The following is a 13048-nucleotide window of genomic DNA, read 5'->3' as shown; positions in this document are numbered from 1 at the left end:
TCATTGAGGGCTTATCCCCGTATACGGGGTCGTCGTACAGCGACCATGCCGGGGCGCAATCTGCCAAGAACTACCGCGAAAGCGAACCAAACGCTCACTAAGAGGTTGTCTCACGTGGCCGCTTTCGCCAGTTTCTTGTAGCAGGTGAGGGCGGCGGCGAGGCCGAGGAAGGCGAGGAAGTGATCACCCTTGCGTTCGTATCGGACGGTGAGGCGGCGGTAGCCGAAGAGCCAGCTGATCGTTCGCTCGATCCGCCAGCGGTGACGGCCGAGTCGTTCGCCGGACTCGATGCCGGGCCTGGCGATGCGCGGGGCGATGCCCCGCTCGCGGAGCCATCTGCGGTGCCCAGTGGAGTGATATGCCTTGTCGGCCGGAGCTTGACCGGCCGACGGCGGCGCGGTCCGCGCCGGGAGCGCACCGCCGGTATCCCCCGCACCAGCGGCCGCAGGGCGTGGGTGTCGTGAACGTTCGCGCCGGAGGCGCCAACGACGAGAGGAAGCCCCTGGGCGTCGGACAATACGTGCGGCTTGCTGCCCTTCTTGCCTCGGCCGACCGGGTTTGGCCCGGTCAGTGAACCCCCTTTTTCGCCCGCACGTTGGCGGCGTCCACGATGGCCGAGGTCCAGTCGATCTCACCGCGGGCCCCGAGCTCGTCCAGAACCGCCCGGTGCGGCTTTCGCCGGACTCCTGCCTTCGTCCAGGCGGTGAACCGCCGGTGCGCGGTCGCCGGCGAGACGCCGAACGTACCGGGTAGCAACCGCCATGCACACCCACTGACCAGCACGTACACCACCGCAGCGAACACCTGCCGCTCATCGACCGGGCCCGTGCCCCCGCCCTGCTTCCGAGGCGCGAACTTCGGCAGCAAGGGCTCCGTCAGAGCCCACAGACTGTCAGGACAAGACGAGAAGAAAGATCACCAGCCACGAGCAGCATCATGCCCCACACCGCTCAGGCCACGTGAGACAACCTCTTAATGGTATGCCATCAGGACTCCCTGATATTTGGAATAACCGGCTATTTCGTATGGCGGACCCGCCCGCCGGGGTGCTCCCTTCTTATGCCGCCGCCCTCGACGCGGACGCGAAGATGGGATCGAAGCTGATGGGGTGCGGATCGTCAGTGGAATCATGGGCAGCTCATGATCTTGAGTCGTTCTTCTTGATACGCGTGAAGGGCGATCGGATTGTGTTCGTAATAATCCTCCCAAAATCCGGGCCTGCTCCAAGGTTCCGGGCACAGGGACAATCCCCCTGTGTCGAACTGAAAGTAGCGCCAATTGGGCGGAATGAGAGAGGAGGTTACCGCGAAGGCCCTGCTGTCGAAAAGTCCGGAATCCTCTTTATTGCTGTACTCTAGGCGATAGAGTGCACTTTTGCCGAGGGGGACGAAAACTTCCAGTACTACATATTCCTGCCCTGCGTGAAGCGCGGTAGTGCCTTGCAGGATCTGGCGATCCGCGGACTCTGGAGGTGTTGGAGGTGTAAATCGTACGCGCAATTCAAGTCACCTTCTGTTTAGGACTGCTTTGTAGTCGTACTGTAGTATCATGCCTGTGGACGGGTTGTAATAGTAGTGAACCTGGAAGTCTCCGTAAGGGGACTGGTGGGTGCGCGTTGAATACTTCCCCCAGTCGCTCAGTTCGCTCCCGTCCGCCGTCATGAGGTTACGAACTATTGGGTTATTGATTCTATCGCCGGGGATTACGAGCACGGAATCTGCTTTTGCCTGCGGGGTGAGCCAGCCGTTCTCGTCGAAGATTGAGCTTGCCGACTCCATGCGTAGCTGGTCGGCGAGACGTTGTCCGGCAAGGGATCCGGGAATGAAATTTTCATCGGTTCCCTTGCCTTCCTTGCCTGTTATGTTCAAGCATCGGGGCGCCAACCCGTGTGGGTCGGCCCAAGTGTGAGGGTTGGTGACATAAGTCGTCGGGTTGGGCGCGGGTTCGAGTCCCAGGGGATCATGGGTGAGGTATCGAGCGGTTTCGGGATCGTAGTGCCGGAAGTAGTTGTAGTGCAGGCCGGTTTCGGGGTCATAGTATTGGCCGGGAAAGCGAAGCGGGGTGTAAGCCGTGCTGGTTGTCGACCAGGCTGTCGTGCCCCATAGGGCGGTGCGGGCGCGCCAGGCGATTGCTCCCTGTTCGTCGATCAGTTCGCTGGGAGTGCCGACCAGGTCCGTGACGATGGCGAAGAATCGGCAGTCGATCTCCTGCTGGGACGACGCAGCGGTCAGTACACGTTCGGTTTGAGTAACTGGATGCAAACCCTCGTGATCCCAGGTGAGGCTCACCAGGTGCGGCAGAGCCACAGAGGTCGTGGTCTGTTCGGCGAGGGTGGTGCCGTCCCAGGTGAAGTCGGTCTGTTCGGTGACCGTCGTGCCGTCCTCGGAGAGGCGTTGTTTCGCGATGCGGCGGCCCAGCGGGTCGTAGCGGTAGCGCCACCTCGTGCCGTCGGGGGTGGTGACGGAGGTGAGGCGGTCCTCGGCGTCCCAGGTGTAGCGCCAGGTGTCCGGTCTGCGGGACAGGCGGGTCTTCTGGCGGAGGGTGATGCGGCCGGCCTCGTCGTGTTCGTAGCGGACGGTGCCCGCGCGGGTGATGCGGGTGCCGGTGTAGGCGCGGGGGCCGGTCGCTTCCTGGCCGGGGAGGGAGGCCGGCCAGGCGGCGTGGGTCTGGTTGCCGGCCGTGTCGTAGGCGTAGGACTCCGTCCAGTTCGCGGCGTGGACGGCGGTGACGCGGCCGGTGGCGTCCAGGTCGAAGCGGCGGGTGCCGGAGAGGTGGTCGTCGACCGAGGTCAGGTTGCCGTCGGCGCGGTAGGTGTAGGCGCGGTGCTGGAGGAGCCGGTCGGCCGGGCCCGTGAGGTGCTGGGCGGTGAGGCGGCCCAGCGGGTCGAAGGTCTGGGAGAGGGTCAGGGTGTCGTCGATCCGGCGGGTCAGCTCGCGGCCCGTGGGGTCGTGGGTGAAGGCGAGGGTGTGGGCGCCGGTGGTCAGGGCGGTGCGGTTGCCGGCCGCGTCGTAGGTCCAGGTGCTGGTCGCGCCGGTGGGGGTGGTGCGGCCGGTGCGGCGGCCCAGGACGTCGTAGGTGTGGGTGAGGGTGCGGCCGTTGAGGGTCTCGGCCGTCACGCGGCCCGCCGCGTCGTACTCCCGGGTCAGGGTCGCGTCCGGGTTGCTGGCACGGGTCAGGGCGCCGGTGGCGTCGTACGCGTACGTCGTGACCGTGCCGGCGGCGTCCTTGGTGGTGACGCGGCCCAGCACGTCCCGTTCGAAGCGGATGGTCCGGCCGGCGGCGGTGGTCGTCGCGGCCAGTTGGCCGGCGGCGTCGTGCGCGTACGTCAGGGTGCGGTCGTCGAAGTCCGTCTCCGCGACCAGGCGTCCGGCGGGGTCGTAGGCGTAGGTCCAGGTCAGGCCCTGCGGGTTGGTGACCTTGGTCAGGCGCAGTTCCGTGTCGTGGTCGAACTCGTAGCGGACGCCGTCGGGGCCGGTGCGGGCGGTGAGCAGGTCGAAGTGGGTGTACTCGAAGCGGGACACGGCGCCCAGGGCGTCGGTGTGGGTGGTGCAGTTGCCCTCGCCGTCGTAGGTCCAGGACTCCGTGGTGCCGTCGGCGGCGGTACGGCGGGACAGGCGGCCCTCGACGGTCCACTCCAGGCGGGTGGTGGCGCCCAGGGGGTCGGTGACGGCGATCGGGCGGCCGAAGGCGTCGCGGGTGTAGTGGGTCACGGCGCCCAGCGGGTCGGTGATCCGCAGGGGCAGGCCCGCCGGGTCGCAGTGGACGGTGGTCGTCGCGCCCGTCGCGTCGGTGATCGACGCCAGGTTGCCGAGGCTGTCGTAGGTGAAGCGGGTCGTGGTCCCGGCGGCGTCCGTCACCGCGGTGCGGTTGCCCCACTCGTCGAAGCGCTGGGTGAGGTGGGTGCCGTCGGGGCCGGATATGGAGACCGGCAGGCCCCGGTCGTCGTAGCCGACGCTGGTGTAGCGGCCGTCGGGGCGGACGGCCATCAGGAGGCGGCCCGCCTCGTCGTAGGCGTGGCTGCGGGTGCGGCCCAGCGGGTCGGTGACGGTGGTCGGGCGGTCCTCGCGGTCGTACGTCGTACGGGTCGTCGCGCCGTCGGGGGCGGTCTCGGCCACCACCTGGAGGTCGCTGTTGACGTGGTAGCGGGTGCTGTGGCCCAGGGAGTCGGTGGCGGTGATGGTGCGCAGGCCGGTGGCCGGGTCGGGGCCGGCGTAGGTGAAGGTGTTGCGCAGGTGGCCGGCGTCGCCCGACTGGGAGGTGCAGCGGCCCTGGTCGTCGTAGACGTAGTGGTACGACGAGCCGTTCGTGTCGGTCCAGGTGGTGATGCGGCCCAGCTCGTCGTTGGTGAAGCGCAGCGGTCGGCCGGAGGAGTTCGTCACCGTCGCCAGGTGGCCGGCCGCGTCGTAACCGAAGCGGACCAGTTCGACCCGGCCGCCGTCCGCGGTGGGGTCGGCCAGGTGCAGGGCGGTGACGCGGCCGTCGGCCGTGGTGAGGGTGAGGCGGTAGCCGGCCGAGTGGGTGATCGCGGTGGGGGCGCCCTCGTCGTCGTACTCGAAGGCGGTCCACTGGCCGCAGCGGTCGCTGATCTGTTCCAGCAGGGCGATGCCGTCGCCGTCGCCGCCCGGGGACGCGAAGTACCAGGTGCGGCCGGCGGCGGGGTCGGTGACGGTGTAGTCGCCGTGGGCGTCGACGGTCAGGGGGTGGCGGACGCCCTCCAGGGGCAGGGTGGGGACGCCGGGGGCGGGGTGCGGGTAGGCCAGCAGCGCGCCGTTGTCACGGACGAGTACGACACCCTCGGCGTCGATCTCCAGCCGCTGGTCGGCGGTGGAGGCCCAGCTCGGGCCGAACCAGCGGCCCGCCCGGTAGGACGACTCGAACTGGCGGGAGAAGACCAGGGGGAACTTGGCGGGCAGGGTCACGTCGGTCGCCGGCAGTGCCATGCGGCCGGTGGCCATGTCGACCGGGTCGCCGAACCACTTGCACTTGTACTCCCGGGCGACGTCCTTGAGAGCCTGGCCGACGCTCCTGCGCGCCGCCCCCGTCGCCGCGCCCTTCGCGGCCCCGCGCGCCGCCCCGCGCACCGCCCCGCGGGCGGCTCCCCGGGCCACGCCGCCCGCGCCCTTGCCGCCGATCAGGTTCGAGACGAGATAGCCCGCCGCCTCGCCCGGGTCGCTGCGCCAGCCGCTGCCGAGGACGGCCGCGGGCAGGCGTTCGGGATGCGCGGCCGTGCCCACCAGGCCGGCCAGCAGCATGTTCGAGTTCTTCAGCCAGTCGCCGGGGTGGGTGAGGTTGTAGGAGTCCAACGGGTTGACCGTGCGGACCAGTTTCACCACGTCAGCGCCGCCCTTGAGGAGACCGCCGATGACGTGGGCCTGGTTCAGCTGCGTACCCACGAAGAGGTCCGCGGCGTTCGCGCCCAGCCGGTCGGTGAACTCCGGCTTCGGCGGGGCCGTCTCCAGGGCGGCGGCCACCCGGCGCTGCGCGTCGCGGGCGGCGTCGGTGCGCTGGCGACGCGCCTCGGCCAGGATCTCCTCGGCCTCCCGCCGGCCCGCCGCCCCCGGGTCGGTGAAGGCGCCCGGCTCGGTCGGTACCGCACCCGGGTCATGTCCCGCCGCGACGGCCGCGTTGTACCGCTCGGCGGCCTGGTTGTACGCCGTCACCCGGGCGTTGTGCGCCTCCACCGCCCGCCGGCTGGTCTCCTGCGCGGCCCGGTGGGCGTCGATCGCCGCCTGGGCCTGCCGCTGCGCCCAGCGGACCGTGTCGGCGTACGCCTCCAGGGCGCCCGCCGCGCTCTCGCAGGCGTCGGCGGCGGTCAGCCACTGCTTCGGATGCATGTCGAACTTCTGCCGGAAGACGTCCGCGGCCTCGCCCTGCCATCCGTCGGTGCCCAGCGAGCGCATCCCCTGACCGACGGTCTCGAACGCCCGTGAGAAGTCGCGCAGATGCCGGGCGCGCGCCTCCAGCGCCCCGGCGCTGCCGTGGACCAGTTCCCGGGGGTCCTCGCTCTCGCCCAGTTCCCGCTCGGCGACATCGCCGCCGAGCCGGTTGTTCACGGACTCGCCGACGTCGCGTACGCCCTCGGCCAGTCCGTCCGCGCCGACGGCGGCCAGACCGTCCGCGGCCCGGTCCGCGCCCCAGCCGACGGCGCCGCCGACGCCCTCCTTGACGCCCTCGACGGCACTCTCCAGCCCGTCCCCGAGGCCGTTCACGACGTCCCCGATGCCCATCAGTGCTCAGCCTCCCCGGACGACGCCCGGCCCGGCCCGCCCCACTGCCATTCCGTCCTCGGATCGAACAGCGCGTCGGAGGTCACCGTCGAGGTCTCCACGTCCTGCCTGGCCTGCGCCCACGCCTGCCGGGCCGCCTCCTCCCCCTCCAGGACGGACTCCGCGCTGTAGTCCGGGTTCCTGAAGTGGGAGACGGGGTTGTCCTCCAGCGTCTGCGACCAGGACCGCTGCTCGACCTGCTCCTCGGTCAGGTACGGGTTGCCGGCGGCCGCCGTCCACAGCCCCTTGAGGGTGTCCGAGGCGTACTGCTCCTGCTCGTGGTAGAGCCCGGCGTTCAGGTCCAGCCGCCGCGCGAACTCGTTGGCGTCCCCCACCAGCGAGCGCACCCCCCAGCCCCACCGCTCGCAGAAGTCGGCGAACACCTGGCGCAGCGCGGCGTCGCCCACCTCCAGGTCCGTGAGCTCCAGGTCGTCGAAGCCGCGCCCCAGACCCGCCTCGATGTCGAAGCCCAGCTCCTTCAGCTCGGCCATCGCCAGATCGATGCCCCGGGTGATCCGCTCCAGCGCCTCGGGATCGACCCGGTAACCGCCGCCGCTCACGCGTCCCGCCCTTCCGCGTCCGTTCCTTCCACGTTCGGTCCTTCCGCGCCTGGTCTTTCGGCGTCCGGTTCTCCGGCGTCCGGTGCCGCCGTGTCAGGTTCTCCGGCATCCGGTGCCGCCGTGTCAGGTTCTCCGGCGTCCGGTGCCGCCGTGTCAGGTTCTTCGGCGTCCGGTGCCGTCGCGTCCGGTTCCTCCGCGTCCAGCGCCACCGCGTCCGGGACGACGCCCCGCACCGGGGGCAGCACCATGCCCGCCGGGCTGCCCGCGTCCAGGGCGATGCCCACCGGGCCGCCCGGCTCCGCCACCCGGGGGACCACGTGGTCCAGCAACCGGGCCCCGTGGACCGGCACTTCCTCGATCCGGGACTCGCCCCGCGCCCGGGCGAAGCGGTCCAGCGCCGCCGCGTCGGTGAAGGCGAACAGCCAGCGGACACCGCCCGCCTCGGCCGACAGCACCGAGCCGTCCACCACCGGCACCAGCACCTCGGTACGCCGGAACTCGCCCACCAGCGCGCGGAGATCACCCTGTCCGGTCGCCGCCAGGTCGGCCAGCCCTGACCGCAGCCGCGAGGCGTCGGTGCTCATGTCGGCCCCTTCGTAGTGCACTTGATCGGTCATCGTCCGTGTGCACGAGCAAGGTAGCCGGTCCGCCTGAGAACGCGGAGGCGGCGCTCGCCCTCCGCGTTTCGGCCGGTGGTGACATCCGGATGCCGTGGGCCGCCGAGCCGGGCGACTCGCGTCCGGCCCCGCGGCGGATGCGGTATAACCGGATGAACGGAAGAAGAGCCGTACACGCGACCGGGAACGGGAACGGGCGGGGGAGGGGACACGGATGGGTCGTACCGGCGTGCGTCTCCGGCCCGTCGCCGTGCTGCTCGTCGCCGTGCTGTTCGTCGCGGTGCTGGCGCAGTTCGCCGTGGCCGATGCCGGGGGGTTCTCCGTCACCGTCGCGCTGGCCGCCACCGCCGCGGTCGGTTCCGCGCTCAGCCTCTGCGCCCTCGCCGCCGCGCGCCCGCCGTGCCGCCCACCCGGGTCCGTACGGCCATCCGCGACCGCGACCGGCGTACGGCCTTCCTGCCGCAACGCGACCCCGACGCCGCCGGCCGCCGCAGGCCACGAGCGCCCGGCCGCGCCCTCCCGGCGACCGCCGCGTAGGGCACACTTCCACCCTCCCTGCTCACAGGCCGCTCATCCGAGCACCCCATGAGCACCCGGTGCGCTTCTGCTCACCGTTTTCCGTGCCCCCACCCGGTCCGCCGGTCCCGCCGTACCCCTCACCCGGCACGACGAGACCCCCGGAGGGCTCCTCACCATGTCCGTTCTCGCCGATCTGGTCGACGGCCTCGCCGACCTGCTCCAGCCGCTGTTCGGCACCGGCGCCGCTGCCGCCGCCGTCGTCCTGTGCACCGCGCTCGTACGGCTCCTGCTCCATCCGCTGTCCCGGGCCGCTGCCCGCGGGCAGAAGGCGCGCACCGCGTTGCGGCCGAGGATCGCCGAACTGCGCCGCACGTACGCGGGGCGCCCCGAGAAGTTCCAGCGGGCCGTGACCGAACTGCACGCCGAGGCGAAGGTGTCACCGCTGGCGGGCTGCCTGCCCGGCCTCCTGCAGCTGCCCGCCTTCTTCCTCCTCTACCGCCTCTTCTCCAGCGCCTCCCTCGGCGGACAGGCCAACACCCTGCTCGACCACCGGCTCCTCGCCGCCCCGCTGGGCGGGAACTGGGGCGACGCGCTCGCGGGCGGCGGACCGGCCGGCGGCGCCGGACTCGTCTACGCGGCACTGTTCGCGCTCGTCACCGCCGTGGCCGTGGCCGGCTACCGGCTCACCAGGCGCACGACGGCCGACCGGCCGGTGCCGCCGGCCGCCGCGGGAGAGCAGCAGCCGGGGGCGGGGGCCGTCACCGCGCTCACCAAGGTCCTGCCGTTCACGTCCTTCCTCACCCTCGTCACCGTGGCCGTCGTCCCGCTCGCCGCCGCGCTCTACGTCGTCACCAGCGCCGCCTGGAGCGTCGTCGAACGGGCCGTGCTGTACCGGTGAGCGGCGGCGGCGCCCCGCGCGACCTGCCGGGCGGGGCGCCGGACGGCGACGGGACGCCGCCCGCCGCCCAGGGCTCCGGCCCCGGCGGCGGGGCGCGGTGACGATCGCTCGGCCGCCGCGTGCCCGCCGCGCCGTACCGGAGCCGGCCCCCGGCGGGCGGCCGGGCGGTGACCGTCATGACCGGTGACCGTCATGACCGGTGACCGCCCTGACCGGTCACCGCGCGAGGAACCGCTCCAGCGCCTCCACCACCAGCCGGTGGTCCTGGAGCTGCGGCAGCCCGGAGACCGTCACCGCGCCGACCACGCCGACGCCCTCCACGGTGACCGGGAAGGAGCCGCCGTGCGCCGCGTAGGTGTCCGGGTCCAGCCGCGAGGACTCCTCGAACGTGGTGCCCTTGGCCCGGAACCGGGCGCCGACCAGGTACGAGGCGTGGCCGTACCGTTCCACCACCCGGCGCTTGCGGGCGATCCAGGCGTCGTTGTCGGGCGTGGAGCCGGGCAGCGCGGCGTGGAAGAGCTGCTGTCCGCACCGGTGGATGTCGATGGCGACGGGCGCCTGGCGCTCGCGGGCCAGCTCCACCAGGAGCGAACCCAGCGCCCACGCGTCGTCGTGGGTGAAGGAACGGAAGACCAGCCGGCGTTCCTGCGCCGTCAGCTCCTCCAGGCTCGGCGTCAGCTCGGGCTTGGTCGTCACAGCGTCACCACCGATCCGTCGTGGGCCGAACGCCGGGCCGCCTCCAGTACGTCCAGGGCGGCCGCCGCCTCCAGGGCGCCCACCGGGTTGGGCCCGCCCTCCAGCAGGGCCTCGGCCACCGCCGCGTAGTAGGCGGGGTAGTCACCGGGCAGGGACGGCACGGCCCGGCCGCCGCCGGTCAGCGGGGACTCCCCGGAACCCACCCGGCCCCACAGCGACTCGTCCTCCTCGCCCCAGCCGCGCCCCGGCCGCTCGCCCGCGCGCAGCGCCGCCTCCTGCGGGTCCAGGCCGTACTTGACGTACCCGGCCTTCGAGCCCAGCACCCGGAAGCGGGGGCCGAGCTGGGCGGCGGTGGAGGAGACGTGGAGGTGGGAGCGGACCCCGCCGGCGTGCGTGAGCGCGAGGAACGTGTCGTCATCGGCCTCCGCGCCCGCGCGCCGCACCAGCGACTCGGCGTACACCTGGGTGACCGGGCCGAACAGCACCAGCGCCTGGTCGACGACGTGGCTGCCGAGGTCGTACAGCAGGCCCCCGATCTCCGCCGGGTCGCCGGACTCGCGCCAGCCGCCCTTGGGCCGGGGGCGCCAGCGTTCGAAACGGGACTCGAACCGCCATACGTCGCCCAGGGCGTCGTCGGCGAGGAGCCCGCGCAGGGTGAGGAAGTCGTTGTCCCAGCGCCGGTTCTGGAAGACCGACAGCAGCAGGCCGCGCTCCTCGGCCAGTGCCGCGAGCGCGCGCGCCTCGGCGGCCGTGCCCGCGAGGGGCTTGTCCACCACGACCGGCAGCCCGGCCTCGAGCGCCCGGGTGGCGAGCGGCACGTGCGTCTTGTTGGGGGAGGCGAGGACGACCAGGTCGAGTCCGTCGGCGCGCGCGAACAGTTCGTCCGGGGTGTCGACGAGCCGCACGCCGGGGTGCTCGGCGCGGGCCTGCCGCTGCCGCTCCGGGCTGGACGTGACCACCGTGTCCAGGGCGAGTCCCCCGGTGGCGGCGATCAGCGGGGCGTGGAAGACGGAGCCCGCGAGGCCGTAGCCGACGAGGCCGACGCGGAGGGGAGGAGTGCCAGTCATGCGTCCACTTTGGCAACCGTGTTGCCAAAGTGCAAGCAACGGCGACAATGGCGGGGTGAACAGGACCAACGGCCCCGGATCCGGGCCCGGACCCGAACCCGGCCCGCCGGCCTCGCGCAGCGGCGGCACCGCCCGGGTGCTGGACCTGCTGCGGGCGGCCGGGGCGGCGGGCATCAGCAGGCTGGAGCTGGCCGAGCGGACCGGGCTCACCCCACAGGCGATCAGCAAGATCACCGCACGGCTGCGGGCGGACGGCCTCGCCGCCGAGGCCGGACACCGGGCGTCCACGGGCGGCAAGCCGCGCACGGTCCTGCGGTTGCTGCCGGAGGCCGGCCACGCGGTCGGCGTCCATCTGGACCGCGACGAACTGCGGGCCGTCCTGGTCGACCTGGCGGGCACGGTGGCCGGGGAGCGGCGGGCACCGCTCGACCTGGGCGCGGGCTCCGGCGCCGTGCTGACGGAGGCGGCCCGCGTGGTGAGGGACCTGGTCACGGACGTCCTCCGGGCGCCCGTTCCCCCCACCCTCCTCGGCGTCGGCGTCGTCCTCCCCGGCCCCCTCGACCACGCCCGGGGGGTGCTGCACCGGGTCACCGGATTCCCCGAGTGGGACGGCTTCCCGCTGCGGGACGCGCTGGCCGGGCGGCTCGGCGTGCCGGTCGTCGTCGACAAGGACACCAACGCGGCGGCGCTCGGCCTCGCGGTCGGCGGCGAGCGCGGCTCCTTCGCCTACCTGCACCTGGGGACCGGGCTCGGCGCGGGGCTGGTGTTCGACGGGAGCGTGTACCGGGGGGCGCGGACCGGGGCGGGGGAGTTCGGGCACCAGGTGATCCAGCTCGACGGGCCGCCCTGCCCGTGCGGCGCCCGCGGCTGCGTCGAGGCACTCTGCCTGGCCGCCGTGGCGCGCGGCGACCTCGCCGAGGCGGCCCGGGTGCTGGGGGCGGGCGCCGCCAACCTGGCCGGGCTGCTCGACATCGACCTGGTGCTGCTCGGCGGCCGTACGGTGGCCGGCGCTCCGGACGCGTTCGTCGGCGGGGTCGGCACCGTGCTGGACGCCCGCGCCCGGCGCGAGGGCGGCCGGGGGACCGGCGTACCGGTAAGGGTCGCCCCCGGCGGACCTCGCGCGATCGCGGAGGGTGCCGCCCAGCTTGTGCTGTCCCCGTTGTTCGGCCGGGGGGACGGGTGAGGGCCGACGACGGGGTGGGGCCGGGCGTGGCCGGCGCGAGGGTGGTCGGGGGACCGGCGTACCGGTAGGGGTCGCTCCCGGCGGGCCTCGTGCGATCGCGGAGGGTGCCGCCCAGCTTGTGCTGTCCCCGTTGTTCGGCCGGGGGACGGGTGAGGGCCGGGGGTGGGGCCGGGCACGCGACGTGGGGCCCCGGGCGGTCCGCGCCGCGCCGCGGGCGACCGACCGTCGCGCGTGGCCGCCGGGTCCCGGCGCGTGACGCGTGGCGTCGGGCGCGTGACATCGGGCGTGCGGCGCCGGGCGCGTGACGCGTGGTGTCGGCGCGGGACTCCGGGCGGCCGACGCCTCACCGCTGACGCGGGACGCCGCGCGTCACACGCCCCACCGCCGGACGGCCCCCGCTGCGCCGGTCGGCGGCGCGCGGTACGCCCGTTCGGGGTGGGCGACGGAGTGGCACCCCCCGCCCGTACGTCCGCGGAACGCTCATGTGGTCATGCGACTGTGTGCACCCGTGTCAGCCTGCCTGGTGGCGGCAGCCGCCCTCCTCACCGCACCGGCGTCCGCCGCCCCGGCCCCGGGACCCGCCCCGCTCCCCGCCTGCGCCGCCCCCGACGACCACACCTTCCCGCTGACCACCCGCGTCCACGGCGGCCCCGGCGTCTACGGGGCCGGCGGCGGCCACGGCACCTGGTACCTGGACCTGACCAACACCACCGGCCGCGCCTGCGCGGGCGTCCACCCCGTCGTCGTCCTCGTCGACGAACACCGCGTACTGGAGCCCGCCCAGCCCCGGATGGAGTTCCACGACGGCGACGGCCGCCCGCACACCGTCCGGTTCGAGGCGACCGACGCGGACGAACTGGTCGGCGTCCTCGCCGCCGACGGCGACGGCTTCACCGTCGCAGCCGGGCACACGCTCACCGTGCGGCTCCGGCTCGCGTTCGCCCCCGGCACCGCGCCCGGCCGGATCACCGCCAACGCCGCCGTCGTCCAGCGCCGCGAGGGCGACGGCGACTGGATCGGCCAGTCGAACGACTACCGCTTCCACGTCGTGGCCGGGGACCGCACCGGTACCGGTACGGGTGAGGCCGGTACGGCGAGCCCGGCCCCCGCCGGCCGCCTGCCGTTCGCCGACGAACTCGCCGGTACGGGACTGGCCCGGACCTGCGCCGCGGTGGCGGTCGCCGCGCTGCTGGCCGCCGCCGGCGGCACGGCCGTCGCGCTGGTCCGCCGACGCCGCTGACG

8 protein-coding genes and 2 pseudogenes are annotated in these 13048 nt (G+C 73.1%); 4 read left to right on the top strand and 6 right to left on the bottom strand.

Features of this window, described 5'->3' with window-relative positions:
* Positions 1 to 110: 110 nt before the first annotated feature.
* From ACY1JF_RS03660 to ACY1JF_RS03645, 4 genes and pseudogenes are all read right to left on the bottom strand, one after another.
* Positions 111 to 888: pseudogene (locus tag ACY1JF_RS03660) on the bottom strand (IS5 family transposase).
* 617 nt (positions 889 to 1505) lie between these two features.
* A complete protein-coding gene (locus tag ACY1JF_RS03655; protein ID WP_462703475.1) occupies positions 1506 to 6227 on the bottom strand; it encodes a putative T7SS-secreted protein in 4722 nt (1573 codons plus the stop codon).
* Positions 6227 to 6826 (bottom strand): hypothetical protein, encoded by a 600-nt coding sequence (locus tag ACY1JF_RS03650; RefSeq protein ID WP_462703474.1) that lies wholly within the window; start codon positions 6824 to 6826, stop codon positions 6227 to 6229. Before ACY1JF_RS03650 ends, ACY1JF_RS03655 begins: the two co-directional genes overlap by 1 nt.
* Positions 6823 to 7410 (bottom strand): SseB family protein, encoded by a 588-nt coding sequence (locus ACY1JF_RS03645; protein ID WP_462703473.1) that lies wholly within the window; start codon positions 7408 to 7410, stop codon positions 6823 to 6825. The genes ACY1JF_RS03650 and ACY1JF_RS03645 overlap by 4 nt, the downstream gene beginning before the upstream one ends.
* A gap of 247 nt (positions 7411 to 7657) precedes the next feature.
* Here ACY1JF_RS03645 and ACY1JF_RS03640 point away from each other — a divergent pair.
* Positions 7658 to 7980 (top strand): annotated as a pseudogene (locus tag ACY1JF_RS03640) (DUF6412 domain-containing protein).
* Positions 7981 to 8137: 157 nt separating this feature from the next.
* Entirely contained in the window at positions 8138 to 8860 is a 723-nt protein-coding gene (locus ACY1JF_RS03635) for a YidC/Oxa1 family membrane protein insertase (RefSeq protein WP_462703472.1), read from the top strand.
* 216 nt (positions 8861 to 9076) lie between these two features.
* Here ACY1JF_RS03635 and ACY1JF_RS03630 read toward each other — a convergent pair whose 3' ends face one another.
* Both ACY1JF_RS03630 and ACY1JF_RS03625 read right to left on the bottom strand, forming a co-directional pair.
* The gene (locus ACY1JF_RS03630; protein ID WP_462703471.1) at positions 9077 to 9556 is read right to left on the bottom strand and encodes a heme-degrading domain-containing protein; all 480 of its coding nucleotides are present in this window, start codon (positions 9554 to 9556) and stop codon (positions 9077 to 9079) included.
* The gene (locus ACY1JF_RS03625; RefSeq protein ID WP_462703470.1) at positions 9553 to 10623 is read right to left on the bottom strand and encodes a Gfo/Idh/MocA family oxidoreductase; all 1071 of its coding nucleotides are present in this window, start codon (positions 10621 to 10623) and stop codon (positions 9553 to 9555) included. Before ACY1JF_RS03625 ends, ACY1JF_RS03630 begins: the two co-directional genes overlap by 4 nt.
* Before the next feature lie 55 nt (positions 10624 to 10678).
* On the opposite strand from ACY1JF_RS03625, the gene ACY1JF_RS03620 reads away from it, so the two are divergent.
* Together ACY1JF_RS03620 and ACY1JF_RS03615 are read left to right on the top strand one after the other, a co-directional pair.
* On the top strand, positions 10679 to 11806 hold the full coding sequence (locus ACY1JF_RS03620) for an ROK family transcriptional regulator (RefSeq protein ID WP_462703469.1): 1128 nt from the start codon (positions 10679 to 10681) through the stop codon (positions 11804 to 11806).
* Between the two features lie 490 nt (positions 11807 to 12296).
* Positions 12297 to 13046 carry a hypothetical protein gene (locus tag ACY1JF_RS03615; RefSeq protein ID WP_462703468.1) on the top strand — a complete coding sequence of 250 codons (750 nt, stop codon included), beginning with the start codon at positions 12297 to 12299 and terminating at the stop codon, positions 13044 to 13046.
* Positions 13047 to 13048: the final 2 nt, after the last annotated feature.

The organism is Streptomyces sp. SYSU D01066-1 (assembly GCF_054956795.1).
This window is presented reverse-complemented; position numbering and strand designations above follow the sequence as displayed.